The following is a 26,223-nucleotide window of genomic DNA, read 5'->3' on the forward strand; positions in this document are numbered from 1 at the left end:
CTTAAATAAATTTATCTTTGCCCCTATCATGACCGATAAAAAAGTAAGAGTCCGTTTTGCGCCGAGCCCCACCGGTGGTTTACACCTGGGTGGCGTACGTACCGTATTGTTCAACTATTTGTTCGCCAAAAAACACAATGGCGATTTTATTTTAAGAATTGAAGACACCGACCAAACACGTTACGTTGCCGGTGCCGAAGAATATATTTTAGACTGCCTTAAATGGTGCGGCCTGCACCCGGATGAAAGCCCGGTGGCCGGCGGCCTGTATGCACCTTATCGCCAAAGCGAGCGCAAGGCTGCTTACCGTGAATACGCCGAGCGCCTGGTGATGCAGGGCCATGCTTATTACGCGTTTGATACCGCCGAAGAGCTGGACAAAAACCGTAAAGAGAGCCCTAATTTTCAATACGGACAGGTTTATCGCCAAAGCCTGCGCAATTCCATCGCTTTGCCGCAACATGAAGTTGATGCCCTGCTTGATGCCGGTACGCCGCATGTGATCCGCATAAAAATGCCTGCCGATGAAACTATCAGCTTTAATGATATGATTCGCGGGTATGTGAGTTTTGAAACTAACCAGGTTGATGACAAAGTGCTGTTGAAAGCCGACGGAATGCCGACTTACCATTTGGCGGTTGTGGTTGATGATTACCTGATGAAAATTTCACATGCTTTCCGTGGCGAAGAGTGGCTGCCATCGGCACCGGTGCATTTGCTGCTTTGGGAGTATTTGGGTTGGAAAGCAGAGATGCCGCAATGGGCGCATTTACCGCTGATATTAAAACCGGATGGACACGGCAAGCTGAGCAAGCGCGATGGCGCACGCTTGGGCTTCCCCGTTTATGCCATGACCTGGTTTGATGCTAAAACAGATGAAACCACCCCCGGTTTCCGCGAATTGGGTTTTTTGCCCGAAGCATTTCTGAACCTGCTGGCTACCCTCGGCTGGAACGACGGTACCGACCAGGAGATTTTTACGCTGGATGAACTGATAGAAAAGTTCTCTATTGACCGCGTAAGCAAGGCCGGTGCTAAGTTCGATTTTGAAAAAGCCAAGTGGTTTAATGCCGAGTGGATCAAGAGATCAACAGTTGGCAGCTTGCTGCCTGCCGTTAGCAGTATTTTAGCGGATAAAGGAATTGTTATTACCGATGATGCAAAACTGGAAACAGTTATAAACCTCATTAAGGACCGCTGCGTTTTGCTGCCCGATTTTTACCAGCAGGCAGGTTACTTTTTTGAGCAACCTAAAGAGTACGATCTTAATGCCGTAAAACCCAAATGGACGGACGCCAAGACCGATTTCTTTAACGCTTTAACCAACTTATTAAACGAAAATACAGGCATTGGGGCTCATGATCTGGAAACTAAATTTAAAGCCCTGGCCGAAGAAAAAGCATTAAAGGTTGGCGATGTAATGCTGCCGTTCCGTATTATGCTGGTTGGCGGCAAATTTGGTCCGCATGTTTTTGATATTGCGGCTTTATTGGGTACAGATGAAACCGTTAGCCGGATAGCTAAAGCTTTAGGGGCTTTTGCAGCATAAATCAATCTTCTGTCCCCGTTGTCTGAGTTTTAAAATCCGGGAATCTAAAGGGGAGAATGAGAAAGAGGCGAAAGACATACGAAGTTTTTAAAACTTCGTATGTCTGCGATCTACAACTTGTCTTGGGTAGCGAAGAATCCAATCGCCGGCATGTAAGTCGCGTATTGATTCTTCGCCCTGCTCACAATGTTAATAACTATTGATCCTTTCGGGCAATAAAAGTTCACTTTTAATTAATTATTTCTTAAAAATGGATAATTAACTTCCGTAATTAAACAAGTAATTGAATTAACAGTGGCTTTTAGTATCATTATTGTTACTTTAATTAATAAACTGTTGATAAAGTGGAGTTTATCCAGTACTTTTAAGTCCCCTTAATTAAATAATGATGATCCGCGTACGATCTAAAAATGTACTATTGGTTGCTCCCGATACTTTTTCGGTGGAGTTGTTGCCTAACAATAAAATGTTCAGGCATATTTCTTCTACAGGAAATATCTTTCCCTCCATTCATGAGCTTAAACCAAATGTTGTAATTTTCGACTACGATTATCTTACTGCGGATATTGAAAAAATCCTGCGCCGCATAAGCAGCAACCCTGCCTACAGTAAAATCAAGATCTGCTGCTACAAAACCAAAGAACATACTAAAGAAGATGCTTTGCTAAAAGCCCTGGGTGCCGATCATGTTTTTTATCCCGAAGATTTTAAGAAACCCGAAAAAGGCAACGGAATTGTGAATGCGATATCCGGTGTTTTTGATGTTACATTTATGGCTTTACTGGCAAAAACGTAGGATTACTCTTTGTTAAGGATGTACTTGCGGTACACGTTTGATTTTAGATACCATTCTTAAACCCCTGCAACTTTGCGTTAGGAAAATGATTGGGTATATAGCAATTAAAAATAAACTACTTGGATTACTAACAAAGGCCGCCAGGTACGCTGCAACGCATAATCCATTTATAACTATTGAATATATCCAGCCAATTTTTTTTGGAGTGTAATCAGCATCAGTAAATTGGCGATAGTAGGTAAATTCGGCAGCTATTCCGATAATAAGCAAAATCAAGAAACCAGTAGTTTCATAATCAGCATTTAATAACATATCAAAAAATAAATATACAAATGTGGCGCCAGCAACAACAGCAGGCGCCAGGTTTATCCAAAATAATGTTTTTGCTATTTGGGCGGCTTTATATATCGTAAATTCACGCGAGTTATCCATGCTAACAAATTACATGTATTTAAATCGATTATTCAAAGCTTAATCAATCCACTCAAACTTAGTATAAGGTACCAATACCTCAGGTATTTTAATTCCCCTATCAGTTTGGTTATTTTCCAATAGCGTAGCTACAATACGAGGTAAGGCCAAAGCGCTGCCGTTAAGGGTGTGTGCCAATTGTGTTTTGCCCTCGGCATTGCGGAAGCGGAGTTTTAGCCTATTGCTTTGGAAGGTTTCAAAGTTTGATACGGACGATACTTCCAGCCAGCGTTGTTGTGCTGCGCTCCAGGTTTCCATATCGTAAGTTAAGGCGCTTCCAAAACCCATATCGCCGCCGCAAAGGCGCAGTACGCGGTATGGTAAACCTAAGCTTTGCAGTAAACCCTGTACATGGGCGCTCATCTGCTCCAATGTTTCGTATGATTTATCGGGATGTACCACTTGTACAATTTCAACCTTATCAAACTGGTGCAAACGGTTCAGACCGCGTACGTGCGCACCATAAGAGCCGGCCTCACGGCGAAAGCATGGTGTGTGGCCACAATGTTTTGCAGGTAATTCGTCGGCCTTTAATATCACATCTCTGAACATATTGGTAATAGGCACCTCGGCAGTTGGAATGAGGTATAAATTATCTATACCTACAAAATACATTTGCCCCTCTTTATCCGGTAATTGAGATGTACCAAAGCCCGATGCTTCGTTTACCATCAGCGGTACGCTTACCTCGCTGTAACCGGCCTTTTCAGCTTCGTCAATAAAATAATTGATTAACGCGCGCTGTAGTTTTGCGCCCTTGTTTTTATAAACCGGGAAACCAGCCCCGGTTATTTTTACGCCCAATTCAAAATCGATCAGGTTATATTTTGCGGCCAGCTCCCAGTGCGGTAAGGCATTAGCCGGTAGCTCGGGGATTGTACCATTCTCTAAAACAACTTCGTTTTCTTCAGGCGTTAATCCTTTTGGCACTGAACTATGCGGAAGATTTGGCAACAATACCAGTTTCTGATAAAGCTCTTCTTCGGTTAAGGCAAGCTGATCGCCAAATTTTTTGATGTCCTCTTTCCAGGCGCCTGTTTTGGCTTTTATTTCTTCTGCTTCTGCTTTTTTGCCATTGCGCATCAGTTCCCCAATTTGTTTAGCAGCCGCGTTGGCCTCGGCCGATACGTTATCCATGCTGGTTTGCGTTGAACGACGTTTGTCATCTAACTCAATTATTTCATCAACCAACTCGGGCTGTTTAAAATTTTTTACAGCCAAACGTTCTAAAACCTGTTCCCTGTTATCGCGGATATAACTAACTTGCAGCATTGAATTTATTTTTAGGCAAAGATATAATTAGTTCATAGTTTATGGTTCATTGTTCATGGCTGATTTGTGAAAATTAGTATCATCAACGGCCAGCCATGAACTACTATCTATGAACCATGAGCGAAAAAGGCAAACTATACTTAGTACCCACCCCAATAGGCAACCTCGAGGATATCACCCTCAGGGCTATCCGCGTTTTAAAAGAGGCCGACCTGATACTGGCCGAAGATACACGTACATCGGCACCGTTATTAAAACATTTTGATATCCATCAGAAAGTTTTTTCGCACCATCAGCATAATGAACACCAATCGTCAAACGAGATCGTGAAGTTTTTGCTGGAGGGAAAAAATATAGCCCTGATATCCGACGCCGGTACGCCTGCCATATCCGATCCGGGCTTTTATCTCGTGCGGGAGGCATTGAAGTTTGATATAGCTGTAGAGTGCCTGCCTGGTGCAACGGCATTTGTGCCCGCGTTGGTAAACTCGGGTTTCCCTACAGATAAGTTTTGTTTTGAAGGGTTTTTGCCCTTAAAAAAAGGTCGCCAAACCCGGTATAAGTTTTTGGCCGAAGAGGAACGTACCATTATACTATATGAATCGCCACACCGTTTGTTAAAAACGCTGGATGAAATGGCCACTTATTTTGGTGCCGACAGGCAGATCTCTGTATCGCGCGAACTCACAAAAATGTTTGAAGAAACAGTACGTGGAACGGTAACAGAGGTAAAGCTGTATTTTGAAACACATCCGCTAAAGGGCGAGTTTGTAATGTGCGTTGCCGGTGCAGAGGCCAAATCATCAAAAGACAAGTACAAACGCGACGAAGAAACGGATGAATAAAATGTTATGGAAGTTTATTTAAACAGTGCTATAAGGCAGTTTGCCTACTACCGGTTGTTAGGGGAGAAAACCTTTAGTCAGTTGAATGATGCTGATTTATTTTGGCGCTTTAACGAGGATAGCAACAGTATTGCCATTACCATTAAACACCTTGCGGGCAATATGCTTTCCCGGTGGACGGATTTTCTGACTACCGACGGTGAAAAGGAATGGCGCAACCGCGATACAGAATTTGAAGATGCCGTTAACAGCCGCGAAGAGATCATGGCGCTTTGGAACCAGGGTTGGGATTGCCTTTTTAACGCACTAAATTCAATTACCGCCGATGACTGGCACAAAACCATCTACATCCGAAATGAACCGCATCATATTGAGGATGCCATAAACCGACAGCTTGCGCATTATCCGTACCATGTTGGGCAAATAGTATTTATCGGTAAAATGATAGCCGGTTCAAAATGGCAATCATTATCAATCCCCAAAGGGAAATCAGAAGTATATAATGCTGAAAAAATTGCGAACCCCGGCAGCACCTTCAAATAGTTTCTATAGCATACATTGATGAAAAAAAACCTTCCGTTAGCCATTTTTTCGGGTTTATTATTGTGGATAGCATGGCCGCCAACGCCGTACACCACCTTTTTGCTGTTCATTGGTTTTGTACCCATGCTGCTGGCGATGGAAAACATCATTCAATCTACATCAGCAAAAAAAGGGAAGCAGATTTTTAATGTAGCACTCATTGGTTTTTTTGTTTGGAACACGGCATCTATTTACTGGGTTTATAACGCCCTGAAACAAGTTGGCGAACTGGTGGCTATACCAATTACCCTTATCCCTTACGCGCTTGGGCCGTTGCTTATGGCAACGGCCTGCTGGCTGTATTACCGGTTGAGGCTTTTAACTGGTCGTGGCTGGAGTTTGGCGGGGCTCGTTTGTCTATGGATAGGTTACGAATACCTGCACCAAAGCTGGGACCTTAATTTTCCGTGGATGACCCTGGGCAACGGCTTTGCTGTTACCCATAAATGGATTCAATGGTATGAATACACCGGGGTTTACGGCGGTACAATTTGGGTTTGGGCTGTAAATATATTAGCCTATTTAATATACGTGGGCATGCGCGAAGCGCAGACAAAACAGGTAAGGTTAAAATTAATTACCGCTTTTACGCTTACGGTATTGGTACCAATTTGCTTTTCGCAGTACAGGTATTATAATTATACTGAGCAAAAAAACCCATCGAATATAGTAGCTGTTCAACCCAATATTGATCCTTATGAAAAGGAAGGTTCCCTGCCAGCTACGCAACAGATCGATATCATGAGCCGTTTGTCTGACAGTATTGGGCAATCCAATACTGAGTTTTTTTTATGGCCCGAAACCGCTATTCCGGAGTATATGGAAGAAGCGCGGATACAGGCCAGTCCGTTTTATAGCCAGGCAAAGCGGTTTTTAACCCGGTTTAAAAACGGTAACCTGCTTACCGGTGCCGAAACATTTACTTATTATAATACAAGGGCTACTAAAACAGCCAGTCCGGTTAATGGCGGCCAGTTTGTTGATAGTTTTAGTACTGCATTAAACATTGAAAATGATGGCACCCCGCAATTTTACCATAAATCGCGGTTAGTTCCGGGGGCCGAATCGCTGCCGTTTGGGAATACTTTTTCATTTTTAAAACCAGTATTTGAGCACCTGGGCGGCGCTACCGGGGCTTATGGTAGTCAGTCCGATGCGGAAGTTTTTTATTCGCAGAGCGGCATTGGTGTAGATCCGGTGATATGTTATGAATCTATCTGGGGGGGCTATGTTGCCCGCTCGGTGGCAAAGGGTGCGCAGTTTATCGCCATAATAACAAATGATGGTTGGTGGGAAAACACATCCGGCAAAGACCAGCACCTGGATTATGCCAAGTTGCGCGCCATTGAAACCCGACGGTGGGTAGCGCGTTCGGCAAATACCGGGATATCGGCATTTATTAACCAGCGCGGCGACATTGTACAGCAAACCAAATGGTGGACAAAAACGGCCATTAAACAGGATATCAATCTTAATTCTGAACTTACTTTTTACGTACAGCATGGCGATTATCTGCCCAAAGCCGGAAGCGCGTTGGCTGTATTATTAATGTTGTTTGTATTGGCGATGAAATTGAGGAAAAAGAGGGCTTTGGCTGCTTAACAGTATTTCAGGCTTGGTGAGTACTGGTTGCTTAATCAAGCACCAGCATGGTTGTTTGTATAATATCATCAAAAAAGGCTTTATCTGTTGGCCCTTTGGCAGATACCTGCATGCCTTTTACGGCATTAAAAATGAAGCGGGCAAGTGCCCTTGCGTCTTGTTTGTTTGTTATTTCGCCGCTCTCTTGTCCTTTTTTTATGGCGTGGAAAAAGGCGTCTTCCACCTGTTGTTCGCCGCGGCAGATCATGCTATTTACTTCCGCGTCATGGGGCGCCACTTCTATACCTGCGTTTACCGAAAAACAGCCTTTGCGCTGCTCGTCGCTCAACAAATCCTTAATGGTAAGTTCAAGCAACTGTTTTATGGCCTCTTTTGCCGATGCTGCGTTATTAATAATATTGCACACCTGATTGCCTGCTGCCTTTTGATAGGTTTCCAGGGCTTTTACGTACAGGGTGTGCTTATCGCCATAGGTGTCGTACAGGCTTGAACGGCTTATGCCCAGGCCATCCACTAAATCTTGCATAGAGGTGCCGTTGTATCCCTTGTGCCAAAAAATACAAATGGCCTTATTCAATACATCATCCTCATCAAAATCTTTTGGTCTTGCCATAATAAAAAAGCCTTGCCTGTATTAAAAGGCAAAGCTATTCATTTTTAATTAATTGAGCGTTTAAAAGTGCCGTAGGTGGTTATGGAAGCCCAAACAGGATTTACCTTACGCCCCCACTGGCAATTATAGTTTCGCCTGTTAACCAGCGTGAATCATCAGATGCCAGGAATACAGCGATGGGTGAAATATCATCCGGCTGACCAATACGGCCAAGTGGCGTAGTTTTTTCCATGTTTTCTTGAAACTCGCTGCCAATAAAGCCCGCGGTATGCGTACCTTCTGTTTCAACCATGCCCGGGTTAATAGCATTTACGCGAATCTTTTTAGGGCCAAGCTCTTTTGATAATACCTGTGTAATAGCATCTACCGCGCCCTTGGTAGCGGTATAAATGGAGCTTTGCGGAGGAGTGATACGTGTTACTGTAGAACCAATGTTGATGACGCTGCCGCCGTTATCGCCAAAGCTGCTTACCGCGGCCTGAGTAACAAGTAGCAAGCCAAGCACATTGGTATTAAACTGGCGGTGAAACTCATCTTCAGTAACATCTTCTATCGGACTGAATTTATATACGCCAGCGTTGTTTACAAGAATGTTAACACCGCCAAAAGCTTCTTTGGTTTCGGCAAAAAGGCGATCAACATCTGCCCTGCTTGATACATCGCCCTGCACGGCAATAGCCTTGCCGCCGGCTTCGGTAATTTCTGTAACTACTTTATCAGCGCCTTTTTTGTCCGACGCGTAATTTACCGCCACCGCAGCACCTTCGGCTGCCAGGCTTTTAGCTATTGCTGCACCAATACCTTTTGATGCGCCTGTTATAACGGCTACTTTGTTCTCTAATTTTTTCATTTTTTGGAAGATTACTTTGTTTTGGAATAATCGTTCCGCAAATGTATGTTGTTTTGGAACGGTTGTTCCGGTTTGTTGCAATTATTATTTATGGATGACAAATAGGATGAATTGCCAGGGTGTGCTTACTGTTTTGTTTGGCTAACTATTTCTCGTTAGCCATCTCATTGCGCTTAAGCACAAAAGTGAGCAGGTCATTAATGGGTTGCCTGATGATCTTGCCCGTTTTTACGCCATTTAGCTTGCATAGGGATGTTAATTCATCGGCAAAAACGTAGGCTATGGAACCTACAAAATGGCATTTGTATTTATGATATTCGGCGTACGACTTAATATTGGTATCTATAAACTCAATCAGTCCCTTTTTCAGCAGGGCTTGTCCGTAATCTGTTGTTTTTATTTGACTTACAAACTTTGCGAACGAGGCCAGGTAGGTGTTGCCATTGGGCTTCTGGTATACGTTTTTTATTACGATATCTTTATTAAGGTGATATACATTATCAAATTTCTGACTGATCTCTGCGGGCATCCTGCCGTATAAAAAATCAGTAATGAGTGCCTTGCCAAACCACGTACCCGATCCTTCATCGCCCAAAACAAAACCCAGGCCGTGCTGGCCTTCATAAACTCCCTCGCCGTCAAAAAAAGCTATGTTCGAGCCGGTTCCCATAACGCAGCAAATGCCTTTCTCGTGGCCGCATGTGGCGTATGCGCAACCTAAAAGGTCGCTGTCTACACTTATATAGGCTTTGGTAAACAATTGGCTTATGGCGTTTGAAACGATCTCGTGCCTGTCTGGACTTGAGCAGCCTGCCCCAAAAAAATAGATCTCGTCAATAGTATCAGCATGGGCCAGCAGATCTGCCGCCTGGTCCTGTATTACTTTAACGATTTCTTTTTCGGTTAAAAAATATGGGTTTAATCCTGCGGTTTTAAAGGATACTGGCTCTTGCTGTGGAATATGAAGCAACCAGTCTGTTTTTGAAGATCCGCTATCGGCTACTAAGATCATGCACTAAGTTCTTCGAGGGCTTTGATGGTAAGGGGTTTATGGATAAACTGGGTTATATATTTATTGCTCTCGGATTGCCTCATATCTACCGGATCAAGAGATGATGACAGCATAAATATTTTTATGTCGCTTTTACTGATACCAAGCTGATCATATTCCTGCAAAAACTCAAACCCACTCATCATTGGCATCCTGATATCTAAAAAAATAACATCCGGCTTAATAACGCCATCCCTTAATGAATTAATGGCTTCGGCCGGCGATTGGCGAACAATAATTTGCTCGGCAAAGTGACTGGCTTCCAAAATCCTGCGCGTCACAAAGTTATCGATGTAGTTATCATCGATGAGTAAGCAGGTTTTGTAAGGGACGGTCATAAATCAAAAATAGCGTTTAAAAGCAATTTAAAAAATTTATTTATCTATGCTTATACTGTTAGTGATCTGTTTTATAGTGATCTCCGCCTGTTTAGATTGGTATTGAGCCGCAAAAAACTTTGATTGGGCATCCAGGTAATTACGTTGGGCCTCCCTTATCTCTAATGGGGTTATGTTGCCAAGCTTATATTTTTCCAGGGAGATATCAAGGTTTTTCTTGGCGATAACAACATTGGCCTGCCCCAGTTTAATTAAATCAAGGCCCGATGCGTAGCTTACATACAAGTTATTCACCTGTGTTTCTACATTTAGCTTTACTTGTTTGACATCGATGTTTGCATTGTCTATCTGAATTTTAGCATTCTTTTCGCGGCGGTTTTGGTTAAACCCATCAAAAATATTGATGGTAGCCGTTAACCCGTAGTTTATCCCGTGGGCGTTTTGCGCCAGCGTAAAACCTGCCGGCGTTTTGTTATTACTGAAAGTATAGCCGGATGTTACAGCCACCTGTGGATATCGGGTTGAGCGTACTTGTTTTAAGTTGATATCGGCCAGTCGTTTATTTATTTGCGAGGATAAAATGGCCGGGTTTTGCAATTGCGCGTTACTGATAACATCAGCCAGCACCAGTTTATCATCAACCACTATGGTATCGGCTACCGAAAAATCAGTCTGCAGATCGCGGACTAATATCTGGTTCAATTGAATTTTGGTTGATTTAAATTGCTGGTATTGCGTTACCAGGTTTGCGGTATCGGTATTTAAATTCACCTGCGCGTTTAGTACATCAAGCTTTGATGCCCGGCCAACAAGAAACTTATCGTTGGCATAACGCAGCTGCGTACGCGAAATATCAATGGCGCCCTTCAATGCCTTGATCTGCTCGTTTTGGCTGATGAGGTCATAATAAGTAGAGATAACCCCCGCAACGGTTGTTTGAACAGTATCCTGCAATCGCAAACCGCCAAGCTTGTCCAACTCTTTCAACTGATCGTAAGTGGCAAACATGTTAAATCCGTCAAAGATGGTCCAGTTGAGGTTTACACCGTAATTTATACCGGTATTGGGGGCGTTATGGATGTTATTTACAGAACCATCGCTTCGGGTTTGTTTGGTGGTAAGGCGACTGTTGGTTGATGTAAAATCGCCGGTTACCACGGGTAATGCGCCTGCGTTACCCAGCGTAACGTTATTGGCCGCAACCGTTTTGTTATTTTGCGACAGTTGGATATTATAATTGTTTTTAAGGGCTATTTCAACCGCATCCTTCAGCGTAAGCATTGGCGCATCCTGCGCCCATAGCCTGGTGCCGAAAGCGATACCGCAAAAAACAAGAAATGCTATTTTTTTAATGATCATATCGCTTAAAGGTTTTCAATCAATTTTTGTGGTTTATTCTCCGTTGTTTCCTCGTCTTCTGGCTCATGGTCCGGATCGCGGCGGGTTTTGGAGGCCATTAGCTGGTACATAGCCGGGATAACATAAAGCGTTAAGCCTAATGAGAACAGCATCCCGCCCATAATTACTATACCCAATGATACACGGCTTTTTGCACCAGCCCCCAAAGCAAACGCAATAGGGACAGAGCCCAGCACTACAGCTAAACTCGTCATCAAGATTGGGCGCAAGCGCGATGTGGCAGCTTCAACAACGGCTTCATATTTATTAATGCCATGCTCCATGCGCTGGTTGGCAAACTCCACTATCAGAATTCCATTTTTGGTTACCAAGCCAACAAGTGTGATGATACCTATCTGGCTAAAAATATTAAAGGTTTGGTTAAACAGCCACAAGCAAAGCATCGCACCGGCTATAGCCAACGGTATAGTAAGCATCACAATAATAGGATCTACCATGCTTTCAAATTGGGCGGCAAGCACCAGGTATATGAGTAGTAATGCGAAACCAAACGCGAAGAAAATGTTTGACGAACCTTCGGCAAAATCCCGGGATGGACCGGTAAGTGCGGTACTGAAGGTATCATCAAGAATACTTTTAGAAATACGGTCCATTTCAGCAATGCCCTCGCCAACGGTGCGGCCGGGGGCTAAACCCGCCTGTATAGTTGCCGATTTATACCTGTTAAAATGATAAATAGCCGGAGGTGTTGCGCTCTCCTGTGTTTTTACCACGTTATCCAGCTGTACCAATCCGCCCTTTGTACTGCGCACATAAACGGACCGGAGGTCGAGCGGCTGATCCCGGTTCGCCCTGTCAACCTGGGCAATTACCTGGTATTGTTTGCCATTTATCAGGAAATAGTCAAGGCGGCCTGCGCTGTAATAAAGCTGTAGCGTTTGGGCAATGTCATCAACAGAAACACCAAGATCGCGTGCACGGTCACGGTCGGTAGTTACCTGCAGCTCTGGTTTGGTGAATTTAAGGTTCACGTCTGTTCCCTGGAAAACGGGGCTGCGCGATACCTCGGCAAAAAACTTAGGAAGCACCGCCCTTATCTTTTCAAAATCCTGGTTTTGGATTACGTATTGTACAGGCAACGATGTTTTTGAACCGCTACCGCCCCCGCTTATGGTTTGTTCCTGCACCACAATGGCGCGGGCATCGGGCATTTTACGAAGCTTGGCATTCAGCCAATCGGCCAGTTGTTGTTGCGTACGGCCACGCTGATCTGGTGCTACCAAACCCACACGGCCAAAGCCCGAGTTGGCAGAACCGCCGCCACCGCCACCCGGCGAAACAATCTCGAGGTTTACGTTTGCCTCGGGGATAGAATCGTTAACCAGGTCAGATACCTTGTCCATATACTTGGTCATGTACTCGTACGTAGCACCTTCAGATCCGGTTACGCTGTAACGCAGCAAGCTGCGGTCATCAAGCGGTGCTAATTCCTGCGGCACTACTTTAAACATAATGACAATTATAATTACAGAAACCACCAGGATAATAAACGATACCCATTTCACTTTCATGAACTTGGTAAGTGTTTCGGTATAAGAGTTGGTCATGTTAACAAAAAACGGTTCCGTTCTTTCGTAGAACTTTGACTTTTTGTTGTTCTTGCGAATCAGCTTAACATTCAGCATTGGTGTTAATGAAAGCGACACGAAAGCCGAGATCAAAACCGCCCCGGCGACGACGACCGCAAACTCACGAAACAAGCGGCCTGTAAAGCCCTGTAAAAAAACGATTGGTAAAAACACCGCCGCCAATGTTACCGAGGTAGATACAACGGCAAAAAATATTTCGGCAGAACCTTCAAAAGCCGCCTTACGTATGGCCATGCCCGCCTCTACTTTTTTGTAAATATTCTCCGTTACCACAATACCATCATCAACCACCAGCCCCGTTGCCAGCACAATACCCAGCAGGGTTAATATGTTAATGGAGAAACCAAAGATGTACATGATAAAGAATGCACCGATCAACGACACCGGGATATCTATCAGCGGACGGAAGGCGATAAGCCAATCGCGGAAGAAAAGGTAGATGATGATAACCACCAATACAAACGAAATAATAAGCGTTTCCTCAACCTCTGTTATAGATTGGTTGATGAAGCGGGTATTATCCAAAGCAACCTTTACAGAAATATCCGGCGGAAGGTCCTTCTTGATCTGAGCTAAACGGGTATAAAAATCCTTTGCAATTTGCACATAGTTGGCGCCCGGCTGCGGCACAAGTGCCAGGGCTACCATCGGTACGCCCGATTCTTTAAATATAGTTTCCTCATTTGCCGAACCTAATACGGCGTAGCCAATATCGCTCAGGTGAACAACCCGGTTGCTATCGGCACGGATTATGAGGTTATTAAAATCTTTTTCGGTAGTTAATTTCCCCAGGGCGCGGATGGTAACTTCGGTATTGTTACCTTCAATTTTACCGGCGGGCAGTTCCACATTTTCTTTTGTTAAAGCGGCGCCTATATCGGTAGCGGTAAGGCCAAGGGCCGATAGTTTATTAGGATCAATCCACAAACGCATGGCATACTGGCGCTGTCCCTGTATATTAATGGTACTTACACCCGGAATGGTTTGCAGACCTTCCTGTAAAACATTCTCGGCGTAATCATCAAGCTGGGTTATGTTACGGGTATCGCTGCTAACGGTAAGGGTGATGATATTATCGGCACTGGCATCGGCCTTGGTTACTACCGGCGGCGCGTTGATATCCTGCGGCAGCTGGCGCTGGGCCTGTGATACTTTATCGCGCACGTCGTTGGCGGCCGTTTCCAGATCAGCATCCAGGTCAAACTCTACCGTGATGTTACTTGAACCAACCGAGCTGGTTGATGATATATTACGGATGCCGGGAACGCCGTTGATGGCTTTTTCCAGCGGCTCGGTTATCTGCGATTCAATTACATCGGCATTGGCACCAGAGTAACTGGTTGATACCGATATAATAGGCGGGTCAACCGATGGGAAATCCCTGATCCCTAAAAATTTGTAGCCAATGATACCAAACACAACAATAACTACAGACATTACTGTTGCCAATACCGGCCTTTTTATACTTACTGAGGATAAACTCATGGTTGATTACTTAATTACTTTAACAACTTTTAAAGGAACTTTTGCGCGCATTTGAATCAGGCCGGTTACCACAACACTGTCGCCAGGCTTTAAGCCATCTATGATCTGTATTTTGGTGTCGGTACGCATGTCGGTTTTCACGGCTCTGGTTATAGCTGTGCCGTTATGATAAATATAAACGATGCTGCTTTTTAAATCAGGAATAACCGCTTGAGTTGGTAAAAGGATGGTTTTAGGAATCTGATCGAGCGTTAGGTTGATTTTGGCAAAGCTACCCGCCGTAAGCAGGCCTTTAGGGTTGGGGGCCTGGGCGCGGATGGTTGCCGTACGGGAACTCACATCAATGGCGGGTTCAATTGCATAAACCGTACCGCTGAAGTTTTCCCTTGAAGTTTCGGTATTGAACCTGATCTTGCTGCCCTTGCCTATGATAGACAGGTACCTTTCAGGAACAGAAAAAGTGATCTTAGCCGGATCGATATTTACCAACTGCGCGATAGGCGACTGCGGCGAAAGATAACCACCGGGGCTTACATTGCGCAAGCCAATAGTTCCTGAAAACGGCGCACGGATCTCGGTACGGGACATCTGCGCTTTAATAACATCTGCTGCAGCCTTTAACGAGTTTAAAGAGGTTAGCGAGGTATCGTACTCTTCCTGGCTTATGGCCTCTTTTTGCAGTAATATCTTGTTACGGTATTCCATTTGCTTAGCCAGGGTTACCTGGTATTGGTTTTGTTGTAAAGAAGCTTCCAGGTCCTGGTTGTATACCTTAACCAACAGTTGTCCTTTCTGCACCCTGCTGCCTTCGGTGAAATAAATACCGGTAATATTGCCGGCGGTTTGGCTTACCAGGCTAACCTTTTCGTTGGCATCAATGCTGCCGGTTACATCTATAATGTTACTAACAGCGGTATCTTTCACTATCATGATGTTAACAGCAACAGCCCCACCCTTTTTCTTGTCGCCCTTTCCACCGCCTGCGTTGAGGGCTGCTGTTTCCTTAGCTTTTTGGCTAAAGAATTTGTTGTAGACTAAGAAAGCCACCAGCAAGGCCAGCGCTATGTAAATGATATACCTTGTTCTCATATTGAATGAATCATTTTTGTGATTTAGTTTAAATTTTTAGGCTGCGGTTAGGGGGGTTATGTTGTTGCGCATCCGTTGCAGTACACTTTCAAATACTTGCATATCTTCTTCAGAAATACCTTTGGTCATGTCGGTATTAAGGCTTTCAAAGGTTTCCAATAAATGGGGTACAGCCTGTTTGGCCTTTTCGGTAACCCGAAGGAGGTGCTGGCGCCGGTCGTTAGGATTGTTTTCACGATAAACAAAACCCTTTGCCGAAAGCAGGTTGATGATGCTCACGATAGCCGATTTGTCTTTCCCCAGCAATTGGGCCAGTGCATTTTGTGTAAGCTGCCCATCATGAAAGCATATTAGTGATAATATGTAATGGTACCGGGTCACATCAAGGTGAGCGGTTTGTTTTGTGAGTACGCTTAAATATAATTTACCCAGGCGTATGAGTTTCCGGGAAATGGGTTCTATTAGTTGCATTGTAATTGTTGACTGCAAACTTAACGAGCGGGTTATCATAATAGTTGCATGTATCAACCATTTTACAAGTGGCCAAAATTGCTTCAAAATTTAAAAGGTTAAATTTTTTTAAATTGCGCCCATGAAACCAATTAAAATAACCACAATTGTTTTTTTAACGATTTTACTTATGAATTCAACCGTTGGTAAGGCGCAAACTACAGCTAATATATCCTATACGGTATCGTTCCCGGATGCGCAGGCGCACTATGCCGATATCGAAATGCATATATCGGGCCTGAAACAAAACAACCTCGATCTGAAAATGCCGGTATGGACACCCGGCTCCTACCTGGTAAGGGAATTTGCAAAAAACATAGAGGGCTTTAGCGCCAATATTAATGGCAAAACGGTAGCATCGCCCAAGATCAATAAAAATACCTGGCGCATCAGTTCAAAGGGAGTATCGTCAGTTACTATCAAATACCGCGTTTACGCTTTTGAAATATCGGTGCGTACCAGTTTTGTTGATGCATCGCATGGGTTCCTTTCTACCTCAGGGATCTTTATTTACCCGGCCAACATGCTGCATTCACCGTCAACTATTACCATAAAACCATATAAAGATTGGTCAAAAGTTTCAACCAGTTTAGAAATGGTTAACAATGATCCGTTCGTGAGGCATTCGCCAAACTATGATATTCTGTTCGATTCACCAATTGAAGTAGGCAACCAGGATGTTTTTGGTTTCGATGCCTCCGGTGTAAAATATGAGATCTGTATGTATGGCGGCGGCAATTACGATAAAGAACGCCTTATAAAAGATGTTCATAAAATTGTTGACCAGGAGGCCGCCGTTTATGGCGAAAATCCAAACAGGCACTATGTATTTATAGTGCACAATCATTTAAGAGGCGGCGGCGGTCTTGAGCATTTAAGCTCGACGGTGTTAGGCGCTTCGCGCGATGCCTTTGGTACCGAGAAAGGTTACCAAAGCTTCCTGGGCCTGGTTGCCCATGAGCATTTTCACTTGTGGAATGTAAAGCGCTTACGCCCTATTGTTTTGGGTCCGTTTGATTATGATAACGAGAACTATACCACAAACCTTTGGATAGCCGAAGGCTTTACAGAGTATTACCAGGAGATCATCGTACGCCGTACCAACCTGTACACGCCGGAAAACTATCTCGACCAGATAGCTGTTGAATTTAATACGCTGGAAAACCTGCCGGGAAAAGATGTGCAAACAGTAGCCGAATCAAGCTTTGATGCCTGGATAAAGGCTTATCGCCCTAACGAAAACTCTAATAATACCACCATATCTTATTACAACAAAGGTGCTATCATAGGTATGATGCTGGATCTGGAGATCATTAACGATAGCAAAGGCAAATACTCGCTTGATAATGTAATGCGGTACATGTATACCGAATATTATAAAAACAAAAAACGCGGCTATACCGATGCTGAGTTTAAAAAAGGATTTGAAATGTTTGCCGGTAAAAAGCTGGATGATTTTTATAAAAACTACGTAAACGGCTTAACGCCTATCGATTATAATAAATACCTGGGCTATGCGGGTTATAAAATAACAGATGAACTGGCAAACAGTAATGACGCTACACTTGGCATTGCCACTGCAACAACTGCCGCAAAAAAGGTAATTGTTACTGCCGTAACCCGTGGTACAGCTGGTTATATTGATGGCATAAATATTAATGATGAACTAACCGCTATTGATGGTAACCCCATTACAGATGCCAGCACTATGCTTAACGATAAAAAGCCGGGAGATAAATTGGCAATAAGCTTAATCCGCGATGGCCTGCCGGTAAACTTAACCGTTACGCTACTCAGAAATACCCGGGTAAAATATAAAATTGTACCTGTTGACAATGCCACACCAGCGCAGTTGGCTGTACGTAAAAAGTGGTTGAGCTTATAAGCAGATCATGAATGAATTTACGCGACCGGCTATTTATAGCCGGTCGTTTTGTTTTATGGGCATAAATAAATGTGCGGGTATTTAATAATTAGCACTTTAATTATATTTTTATACCCTATGCCCTCAAAAGCCTCATTAAAAAAGATCCGGCCGATACAGCTTATTGCTGTAATCTTCTTCACCGTATCTGGCGGCCCCTATGGTTTGGAACCCCTCCTAAGCTATGCCGGCAATCATGCAGCTTTATTAATACTGTTGGCAACCCCCATGCTTTGGGATATCCCGGCTATGTTTACCGTGCTGGAGCTAAACAGCATGATGCCGGTAACGGGCGGCTATTATAAATGGGTAAAGTATGCACTGGGCACGCGTTGGGGGTTTTATGAAGGCTGGTGGACCTGGCTTTACACCTTTGTCGATCTGGCTATATACCCCGTGCTGTTTGTGATGTATGCCTCATACTTTTTCCCCGAATTGCAAAATTACCAGGTGCCGGTATGTTTGGTAATTATATGGGCGTCAGCTGGGTTAAATATATTAGGCATAGTACCCGTTGGCAAGGTATCCCTATTTTTAAGCGCGGCGGTTTTGGCGCCGGTTATAATTTTGGTAGTGCTGGCGGTATATCATCACGGGGGAATGTCCATCCCTTCGCCATCATTAAAGGGTATAACGTTTCCATCATTTGGAATGGCTTTGTATACCGTTATGTGGAACTGCCTTGGCTGGGATAATGTAACCACTTATGCCGAGGAAGTCGAAAACCCGGTACGCTCTTACCGCTCATCCATATTTATAGCCTTTATATTGGTAATAGTAATCTACTTCCTGGTGATTACCGTTGCGCAGCAATCGGGCATTAATCATGATAAGCTTAGTAATGACGGCCTCCCCGCCCTGGGCGAATTGATTGCCGGGCATTGGCTGGGTGTTGTAATTGCCGCTGGCGGTATGGCAAGTTCGCTGGGTATTTATGCCGCGGTGCTGCTGTCGGTATCACGGGTGCCGCAGGTGATGGCTGAGGATAAGCTTTTGCCCGATACGCTCAATAGGTTGCATCCTAAATTCAGGACCCCCTATATATCCATACTCCTTTGCTCGCTTATTGTAAGTATGATGATCTTATGGAGCCTTGGCGAGTTGTTGATTATAGATGTTACGGTGTATGGAGCCGGTTTATCTTTAGAATATATCTCCCTCATAAAACTCCGTATAAAAGAGCCCGACAGGTATCGTCCGTTTAAAATACCCTTTGGCATTATGGGCTTGTGCATCGCGCTCATCATACCGGCATCGGTTTATTTTATCGCATTAGGCGGAGCTTTTTCATCGCAGGATAAGGGACCTATAGCGGCTGTTTTTGCCATATGCGCATTGTTAAGTGCCGAAGTTGCCTGGCGAAGATTCCGGTTCACAAAAAAGGTAATTGCCTGGTTAATGGGCGAAAAATGGACAAAGTAACCATTGCCTTTGTTGCAATATGAATTACCTTTAATTACATTTGAAAAAACACCACAACTATGAATGTTAAACATAATTGCCTATTATTGTTAACAGGCGTGGCCCTGTTTGCAGGCTGTAAGCCCAATGCCACCAAACAAGCAGAAGGTCCGGTAACCGCCGACGAAATAAAAACACACATTGCAGTGCTGGCTAACGACTCATTACAAGGCCGCAAGCCTTTTACCGCAGGCGAAAATAAAGCAATTGCATACATTTCATCGGAGTTTAAAAAGATTGGTTTAGAGCCGGGTAATAATGGCAGTTATTTCCAGGATGTACCTATGGTGGAGATCACCAGTTCGCCATCGCCAACAATGGAGATCGGCGGTGGTAAATCGCCGTTGAGTTTGAAGGTTACCAGCGATTTTGTAGCCTTTAGTCGCCGCGAAATTGATTCGGTACAGCTAAAAAATTCGCCTTTGGTTTTTGCGGGCTACGGTGTTGTGGCCCCCGAATACGGATGGAATGATTACGCCGGATTAGATGTAAAAGGAAAAACAGTTGTTGTACTGGTAAATGACCCGGGCTTTAAAAATGGCGACCCTAAGTTTTTTAAAGGCGATACCATGACCTACTATGGCCGCTGGACATACAAGTTTGAAGAAGCCGCCCGCCAGGGTGCCGCAGGTATCCTGATAGTTCACCAAACCGAGCCGGCCAGTTATGGTTGGAGCGTAGTTTCAAACAGTAACTCGGGAGCAAAGCTTTACCTTACGCAAAAAGACAAACACATGTCGCGCTGTAAGGTTGAGGGCTGGATCACCGAAACATCGGCCCAAAAACTATTGGCTGATGCGGGTATAACCGGCGATATCCGGGCCATTGCCCGTAAAAAAGGGTTTAAGGCCATCCCGCTTAATAGGACTGTTTCTTTGACCATTAATAACAAATTAAAATATTCTATATCGCATAATGTAATAGGTACTTTAAAGGGCAGCACAAGCCCCGGCGAATACATTATTTACACCGCCCATTGGGATCACCTGGGTATTGGTAAGCCTAATGCCAAAGGCGATAGTATTTATAACGGAGCCGTTGATAATGCCGATGGTGTTGCCGCCATTTTAGGCGTAGCAAAAGCATTTAAAAACGCCAAGGAAGCGCCTAAGCGTTCAATTGTATTTTTGGCGGTTACCGCTGAGGAGCAAGGGTTGCTTGGGTCTGAGTATTATGCTACCCACCCGGTTTATCCGCTTAATAAAACCGTTGCCGACTTGAACATGGATGCACTGGGCGACTATGGGGAAACAAAAGATATAGCCGTTACCGGCAAAGGCCAGAATGACCTTGAAGATTACGTGGCCGATTTCGCCAAACAAGACGGCCTTACCCTGGTAGGCGACAGGACGCCAGGATCTGGCAGCTACTACCGCTCAGACCATTTTAATTTTGCCAAATTGGGTGTACCCGCGCTGGATATCAACACGGGCAGCCAAAGCGTAATCAAGGACGGAACTTACGGGGCCGACAAGCAAAAGGAATATGGTGACAACCGTTATCACCAGCAGGCAGATAATTACAGTGATGCTATGGACGCCACGGGCATGGCCCAGATTGCCAACCTGCTTTTCCGTGTGGGTACCAAACTAAGCAACGAAACCACGTTCCCCGGTTGGAAACCCGGCTCGGAGTTTAAAGCGGTAAGGGATAAATCGATGGGGAAATAATAACCTCGACCATAATGTCATTTCATAAAAAAATCCACCCCGTAACAGAAGGTGGATTTTTTTGGATATATATATATTGAAACTACAAGCCGGAAGGGCTTATGTTGGTCATTTTAATCATGTTGAAACACTCAAAGGCCATTTTTTTATTGTAGTCGTTGGCAATGGTTTTGTAATTGATGAGGTCTATCACGGTACCAATGGCGCAAAACCCTCCGGTAAAAAAGAATAATAAGCCCATCCCTATCTGGTCGGTCATGAAACGCTGTACACCAGCTACCCCCACGAAGCCCAATAAAGTAGCCAGCATAATATCCTGCGGGCTTTTTCTTTTGCTGCTGTAGCCGCTTAAAAAATACCGTTGTTGATTTTCATCAAGATTGGCTGTAGCCTGTTGTAAAAAGGCAAACTCATCTGGAGTTAAGCCGTCAAACATCATATATGGGTTTTGGTAAGTGTTCATGATCTTAAGTTTTAAGGTTACTGCTTGTTTTGTGATATAAAAGTACAGCGTACCATAAAAAACACCTACGCAAATTTGGTTAGGGGCTTAAACAAGTCGGTGAATTGGTGGGTTTTAACGGTGAAAATGTTCACCGATAGAAAGAGGGAAGAGGTTTGATGCTGAACGTTTAAGGTGCTACTGCAAGAAAAATCAAGTCTACGGATAGACTTTTCACTTCGTTCAGGAAAAGTTCTTCGTGCTTCAGAATGACAGGATGAGGGTAATTAAAAAAGTAGCTTGTCATGCTGAACGTAGTGAAGCATCTATTGTGCGGCAAGCAAAGCCATACATGCAAAGTCTACGAATAGATTCTTCGTACCTCAGAATGACAAGTCGATGTTAATAACCTATACAAATAGTTGCCTTTCGCCAAGCCTGTCCTTCGCCAAAACGTAAATCCTGTGAAATATTACCAACACAGTCGGGATGCCTAACCAATGGGCATGAAATGAACTTTTGATGTCGCCATGAAAGAGGTAGATGATGGAATGGCCCAATCCGCAGCCGGGGCACCAGGTTACGCCCATGAGTTTTAGCGGGCATAAAGTGAAATGCGATGTTGCCTGGGGTGAGGTAAAAGCCAGGGACAACATCGCGGCTGTCCAGAAAACAAGTTCAAAGTATTTTGAAAAGAGTTTTTTAATCAACCTTGTTTGACTTATTGGTGTATAGTAAAGATACTGCAAAAGCCAATATTACACCAACCAGCAAAGCGCCGAATATCCTGCCCGAAAAATCGCTCAGGGTATTTTCTGTAGAGATGTAGCTAAAATAAAGTATGGAGGCAAAAACGGTGATGATACCGCCGGCAATTAATATTTTAAAACTCTGTATCAGCGCTTCTAAAAACCCCATCTGTCCCTTGCATTCTGTGGCGCGGTAACTTCTTATACCCAATAATAAACCTATTGCAGGAATTAGCACCGAAAAATATTCAAGCGTTTCCGTCTTTTCGTTGGTTGGTGTAATACCCATGCTGTGCATTACAAACATCCATACGCCGCTAAGCACGCCAATAATAGCACCCCATAAAATTGCATTCTTCATGATGTTAAATATTAAGTAAAAATTTAGGTTGAGCCCCAGGGAAATATTCCCTAATTTATCATTTAAAAGTAAATAAGGCAGCATATTGTTTGCTTAAATTTTTACTATTTAGCTTGAATTATTTAAAAAGCGTTTTTTGCGTACATTTGCAATAGTTTGAACATCCGTGATATTTTAGATAGATATAAAGCTGATGACCGGATCACTGCGTTGGCTACAGCACTCAACGCTTCAAAAAATCCAAGGGTACAGCTACGTGGTTTAGTCGGATCGAGTGATGCGGCTATGGCGGTAGCATTGTATTTTTTGCAGCACAAGCACATGGTGTTTGTATTGCCCGAACGTGAAGAAGCCGGCTATTTTCAGGCCGATCTGGAAAACCTTACCGGTAAAGAAGTTTTACTTTTCCCATCATCATACCGCAAGCCATTTGAATTTACCCAGCCCGATAGCAGTAATGTGCTTGCCCGCGCCGAAGTACTAAATGAGCTTAACCATTCAACAGAGTTTGGCCAGCTGGTAGTAACTTATCCCGAGGCTTTGGCCGAAAAGGTGATCGACCGTACTTCGCTGGAGAAAAACACCCTTGAGATTGCGGTAAGTAATAAACTCAGTATCGATTTCATCAACGAGTTTTTAATTGAGTATGATTTTGAACGGGTTGATTTTGTGTACGAGCCCGGCCAGTTTTCCGTAAGGGGTGGTATTGTTGATATCTTCTCGTTTTCGCATAACCTGCCCTACCGGGTTGAGTTTTTTGGCGATTTTATTGAATCTATCCGCACATTTGAAATTGAGAGCCAGTTATCTGTTGAGCAGGTAAAAAGCATCACGATAGTACCTAATGTGCAATCGAAATTTTTAACCGAAAGCAATATTTCCCTGCTGGAATATGTGGAACCCGGCACCCAAGTGTGGATAAAAGATGTGCAGTTTACGCTGGATATCATTCAAACGGGTTTCAAAAAGGCCGTTAACTTATGGAAGGCATTATCCGCAGAAGAAAAAGCGCAAAACCCCGATTGGATTGACCCCAAGTTTGGCTTTACTGATGAAAAGTTAATAGCCGACCAGCTATATGATTTTCCGGTTGTGGAGTTTGGCAAACAGTTCTTTTATCAGCCAACGGCCAGCATCAATTTCGAGATGCGCCCGCAGCCATCTTTCAATAAAGATTTTACGCTGCTGATCCACAATTTTAAAAATAACGAGGCATCGAAAATAGAGAACTTTATTCTAACCGATTCGTCGCGGCAGGTAGAACGTTTATATGCCATATTGGACGACCTTGATAAAACGGTAAAGTTTACGCCTATCAGCGTATCTATCCGCGAAGGGTTTGTTGACCAGGAACAAAAGCTGGCCTGCTATACAGATCACCAGATCTTCGACAGGTATTATAAATACAAATTAAAAAAAGGTTACCAGCGCTCGCAAGCCATCACCCTGAAGGAACTGCGCGATCTTAAGCCGGGTGATTTTGTAACCCATATAGATCATGGCATAGGTAAATACGCCGGACTGGAAAAGGTGGAGGTGAACGGAAAGCAGCAGGAAATGATCAGGCTTATTTATGCCGATAATGACCTGCTGTATGTGAACATCAACTCGCTTAACCGCATCTCTAAATACAGTGGTAAGGAAGGCACCCAACCCAAAATGAATAAATTGGGAACCGACACCTGGGAACGCCTCAAGAAAACAACAAAAAAAAAAGTTAAGGACATAGCCCGCGACCTTATTAAGCTTTATGCCCTGCGTAAAGCGCAAGATGGGAATGCCTTTTCGCCAGATAGCTACCTGCAAACCGAACTGGAAGCATCGTTCCTGTACGAAGATACCCCCGACCAGGAAAAGGCTACTGCCGACTTCAAGAAAGATATGGAATCGCCGCACCCGATGGATAGGCTCATTTGCGGTGATGTGGGTTTTGGTAAAACAGAGGTGGCCATTCGCGCGGCATTTAAGGCCGTTGCAGATAGTAAACAGGTGGCCATATTGGTGCCAACCACCATTTTGGCGGCCCAGCACTACAAAACCTTTACAGATAGGCTCAAAGGCTTCCCCGCCAATATCGATTACATCAACCGCTTTAAAACCAGCAAGCAGATCAAGGATACTTTAGAGAAACTAAAGGAAGGTAAGGTGGATATCATCATTGGTACACATCGCCTGGTGAGTAAAGATGTAAAGTTTAAGGATCTGGGGTTGATGATCATTGATGAGGAGCAGAAATTCGGTGTATCAACCAAAGAGAAGCTGAAGCAAATGCGCGCCAATGTAGATACGCTTACACTTACCGCAACCCCTATTCCGCGCACCCTGCATTTTTCGTTGATGGGTGCAAGGGATTTGTCCATTATATCAACCCCGCCGCCAAACAGGCAGCCGGTGGTTACCGAATTACACGTGTTTAACGATAAGCTGATCAAAGAAGCCGTTGAGTTTGAACTGGAGCGCGATGGTCAGGTTTTCTTTATCCATAACCGCGTTGCCGATCTGCCGCAATTAGGCGGCATGATCCGTAAGCTGGTACCTAAGGCCCGCATAGGCATAGCTCACGGGCAACTGGAAGGCGACGCGCTGGAAGATGTAATGCTGAAGTTTGTGAACCATGAGTACGATGTATTGGTGGCTACAACCATTATTGAGGCCGGTTTGGATATACCGAATGCCAATACTATTATCATAAATTACGCCCACATGTTTGGCCTGAGCGATTTGCACCAAATGCGCGGCCGTGTAGGGCGAAGTAATAAAAAAGCGTATTGCTATTTATTAAGTCCGCCATTATCAACGCTAACCAATGAGGCCCGTAAACGTTTGAGCGCTATTGAAGAGTTCAGCGACCTGGGTAGTGGCTTTAACGTTGCCATGCGCGATCTGGATATTCGCGGCAGCGGTAACCTGCTTGGCGCCGAGCAAAGCGGTTTTATTGCCGAAATAGGCTTTGAAATGTACCATAAGATCCTGGACGAGGCTATACAGGAGCTCAAGGAGGACGAGTTTAAAGGCGTATTCCCCGATGATAAGCCACGCCCGTTCATTTCCTTTACACAAATAGATACCGACCAGGAAATCCTGATCCCGGATGAATATGTAACCAACATATCCGAGCGCTATAACCTGTATACCGAGTTAACCAAGCTGGAGAACGAAGTGGAATTGGCTGCTTTTCAACAGCAATTGCATGACCGGTTTGGCCCTGTACCGCCGCAGGTTAATGATTTGCTGAACACTATGCGCCTGCAATGGCTGGGCAAGGCCATCGGCTTCGAGAAGATCTCCCTGAAAAAGAATGTACTGCGCGGGTATTTTATCACCAACCAGCAATCTGCCTATTTTGAATCCGACGCATTCCGCAATGTGCTTACCTTTGTACAATCAAACATGCGCCGCACCAATCTAAAGGAGGTTAAAAATACCCTGAGGTTAAGCATTGAGGGAGTGCATAGCATTGACCAGGCAGTTTTGTTTTTAAATGAAATTGCTGGGATGGTTGGGGTGGAGTAGGGCTAAAGTACCATAACCGTTTTATATCGATTTTAATAAGCA

General features: G+C 44.2%; 22 protein-coding genes. 9 read left to right on the forward strand and 13 right to left on the reverse strand.

Annotated features, from left to right (window positions below; genetic code table 11):
* The first annotated feature begins 28 nt into the window (after positions 1-28).
* Together gltX and BLS59_RS18570 are read left to right on the forward strand one after the other, a co-directional pair.
* Positions 29-1,549 (forward strand): glutamate--tRNA ligase, encoded by a 1,521-nt coding sequence (gene gltX, locus BLS59_RS18565; RefSeq protein ID WP_091151356.1) that lies wholly within the window; start codon positions 29-31, stop codon positions 1,547-1,549.
* A 385-nt stretch (positions 1,550-1,934) separates the two neighbouring features.
* Complete coding sequence (locus BLS59_RS18570; RefSeq protein WP_091151358.1) at positions 1,935-2,345, forward strand: hypothetical protein; 411 nt, start codon at positions 1,935-1,937, stop codon at positions 2,343-2,345.
* Between the two features lie 12 nt (positions 2,346-2,357).
* Here the strand turns inward: BLS59_RS18570 and BLS59_RS18575 are convergent, their stop codons facing one another.
* Positions 2,358-2,777: a hypothetical protein gene (locus BLS59_RS18575; protein ID WP_091151360.1), complete on the reverse strand. Its 420-nt coding sequence runs from the start codon at positions 2,775-2,777 to the stop codon at positions 2,358-2,360.
* A 39-nt stretch (positions 2,778-2,816) separates the two neighbouring features.
* Positions 2,817-4,088, reverse strand: coding sequence for a serine--tRNA ligase (serS, locus tag BLS59_RS18580; RefSeq protein ID WP_091151362.1), 1,272 nt, complete (start codon positions 4,086-4,088; stop codon positions 2,817-2,819).
* Between the two features lie 116 nt (positions 4,089-4,204).
* Between serS and rsmI the strand changes: the two genes are divergently transcribed.
* Genes rsmI through lnt form a run of 3 tightly spaced genes read left to right on the forward strand, consistent with a single transcriptional unit; the run spans position 4,205 to position 7,117 of the window.
* On the forward strand, positions 4,205-4,933 hold the full coding sequence (gene rsmI / locus BLS59_RS18585; RefSeq protein ID WP_091151364.1) for a 16S rRNA (cytidine(1402)-2'-O)-methyltransferase: 729 nt from the start codon (positions 4,205-4,207) through the stop codon (positions 4,931-4,933).
* Positions 4,934-4,939: 6 nt separating this feature from the next.
* A complete protein-coding gene (locus BLS59_RS18590) occupies positions 4,940-5,476 on the forward strand; it encodes a DUF1572 domain-containing protein (protein WP_091151366.1) in 537 nt (178 codons plus the stop codon).
* Positions 5,477-5,494: 18 nt separating this feature from the next.
* Positions 5,495-7,117, forward strand: coding sequence for an apolipoprotein N-acyltransferase (gene lnt / locus BLS59_RS18595; protein WP_091151368.1), 1,623 nt, complete (start codon positions 5,495-5,497; stop codon positions 7,115-7,117).
* 31 nt (positions 7,118-7,148) lie between these two features.
* Here the strand turns inward: lnt and BLS59_RS18600 are convergent, their stop codons facing one another.
* The 8 genes from BLS59_RS18600 to BLS59_RS18635 form a co-directional block, all read right to left on the reverse strand.
* Positions 7,149-7,730: a TetR/AcrR family transcriptional regulator gene (locus tag BLS59_RS18600; RefSeq protein WP_091151370.1), complete on the reverse strand. Its 582-nt coding sequence runs from the start codon at positions 7,728-7,730 to the stop codon at positions 7,149-7,151.
* 100 nt (positions 7,731-7,830) lie between these two features.
* The gene (locus BLS59_RS18605) at positions 7,831-8,580 is read right to left on the reverse strand and encodes an SDR family NAD(P)-dependent oxidoreductase (protein WP_091151761.1); all 750 of its coding nucleotides are present in this window, start codon (positions 8,578-8,580) and stop codon (positions 7,831-7,833) included.
* A 145-nt stretch (positions 8,581-8,725) separates the two neighbouring features.
* A complete protein-coding gene (locus tag BLS59_RS18610) occupies positions 8,726-9,592 on the reverse strand; it encodes a BadF/BadG/BcrA/BcrD ATPase family protein (RefSeq protein WP_091151371.1) in 867 nt (288 codons plus the stop codon).
* Positions 9,589-9,969 (reverse strand): response regulator, encoded by a 381-nt coding sequence (locus BLS59_RS18615; RefSeq protein ID WP_091151373.1) that lies wholly within the window; start codon positions 9,967-9,969, stop codon positions 9,589-9,591. The genes BLS59_RS18610 and BLS59_RS18615 overlap by 4 nt, the downstream gene beginning before the upstream one ends.
* 36 nt (positions 9,970-10,005) lie before the next feature.
* Positions 10,006-11,328 carry a TolC family protein gene (locus tag BLS59_RS18620; protein WP_091151375.1) on the reverse strand — a complete coding sequence of 441 codons (1,323 nt, stop codon included), beginning with the start codon at positions 11,326-11,328 and terminating at the stop codon, positions 10,006-10,008.
* A gap of 5 nt (positions 11,329-11,333) precedes the next feature.
* Positions 11,334-14,462, reverse strand: a complete 3,129-nt coding sequence (locus BLS59_RS18625; RefSeq protein ID WP_091151377.1) for an efflux RND transporter permease subunit — start codon at positions 14,460-14,462, stop codon at positions 11,334-11,336.
* A gap of 6 nt (positions 14,463-14,468) precedes the next feature.
* Positions 14,469-15,551: an efflux RND transporter periplasmic adaptor subunit gene (locus BLS59_RS18630; RefSeq protein WP_091151379.1), complete on the reverse strand. Its 1,083-nt coding sequence runs from the start codon at positions 15,549-15,551 to the stop codon at positions 14,469-14,471.
* 36 nt (positions 15,552-15,587) lie between these two features.
* Entirely contained in the window at positions 15,588-16,022 is a 435-nt protein-coding gene (locus BLS59_RS18635; RefSeq protein ID WP_162842692.1) for a MarR family winged helix-turn-helix transcriptional regulator, read from the reverse strand.
* Positions 16,023-16,191: 169 nt separating this feature from the next.
* On the opposite strand from BLS59_RS18635, the gene BLS59_RS18640 reads away from it, so the two are divergent.
* From BLS59_RS18640 to BLS59_RS18650, 3 genes are all read left to right on the forward strand, one after another.
* Positions 16,192-17,946, forward strand: a complete 1,755-nt coding sequence (locus tag BLS59_RS18640; RefSeq protein ID WP_240315278.1) for a M61 family metallopeptidase — start codon at positions 16,192-16,194, stop codon at positions 17,944-17,946.
* A gap of 117 nt (positions 17,947-18,063) precedes the next feature.
* Positions 18,064-19,407 (forward strand): APC family permease, encoded by a 1,344-nt coding sequence (locus BLS59_RS18645; RefSeq protein WP_162842693.1) that lies wholly within the window; start codon positions 18,064-18,066, stop codon positions 19,405-19,407.
* Positions 19,408-19,466: 59 nt separating this feature from the next.
* On the forward strand, positions 19,467-21,116 hold the full coding sequence (locus BLS59_RS18650) for a M28 family metallopeptidase (protein WP_091151387.1): 1,650 nt from the start codon (positions 19,467-19,469) through the stop codon (positions 21,114-21,116).
* Positions 21,117-21,198: 82 nt separating this feature from the next.
* Here BLS59_RS18650 and BLS59_RS18655 read toward each other — a convergent pair whose 3' ends face one another.
* From BLS59_RS18655 to BLS59_RS18665, 3 genes are all read right to left on the reverse strand, one after another.
* Positions 21,199-21,579, reverse strand: coding sequence for a TM2 domain-containing protein (locus BLS59_RS18655; RefSeq protein ID WP_091151389.1), 381 nt, complete (start codon positions 21,577-21,579; stop codon positions 21,199-21,201).
* Between the two features lie 389 nt (positions 21,580-21,968).
* Positions 21,969-22,268, reverse strand: coding sequence for a DUF2752 domain-containing protein (locus BLS59_RS18660; protein ID WP_240315279.1), 300 nt, complete (start codon positions 22,266-22,268; stop codon positions 21,969-21,971).
* On the reverse strand, positions 22,261-22,668 hold the full coding sequence (locus BLS59_RS18665) for a DUF4199 domain-containing protein (RefSeq protein ID WP_162842694.1): 408 nt from the start codon (positions 22,666-22,668) through the stop codon (positions 22,261-22,263). Before BLS59_RS18665 ends, BLS59_RS18660 begins: the two co-directional genes overlap by 8 nt.
* A 156-nt stretch (positions 22,669-22,824) precedes the next feature.
* On the opposite strand from BLS59_RS18665, the gene mfd reads away from it, so the two are divergent.
* Positions 22,825-26,181, forward strand: coding sequence for a transcription-repair coupling factor (mfd, locus tag BLS59_RS18670; protein ID WP_091151392.1), 3,357 nt, complete (start codon positions 22,825-22,827; stop codon positions 26,179-26,181).
* Positions 26,182-26,223: the final 42 nt, after the last annotated feature.

The sequence above is a fragment of the Mucilaginibacter pineti genome (genome assembly GCF_900101875.1).
GTDB lineage: Bacteria > Bacteroidota > Bacteroidia > Sphingobacteriales > Sphingobacteriaceae > Mucilaginibacter > Mucilaginibacter pineti.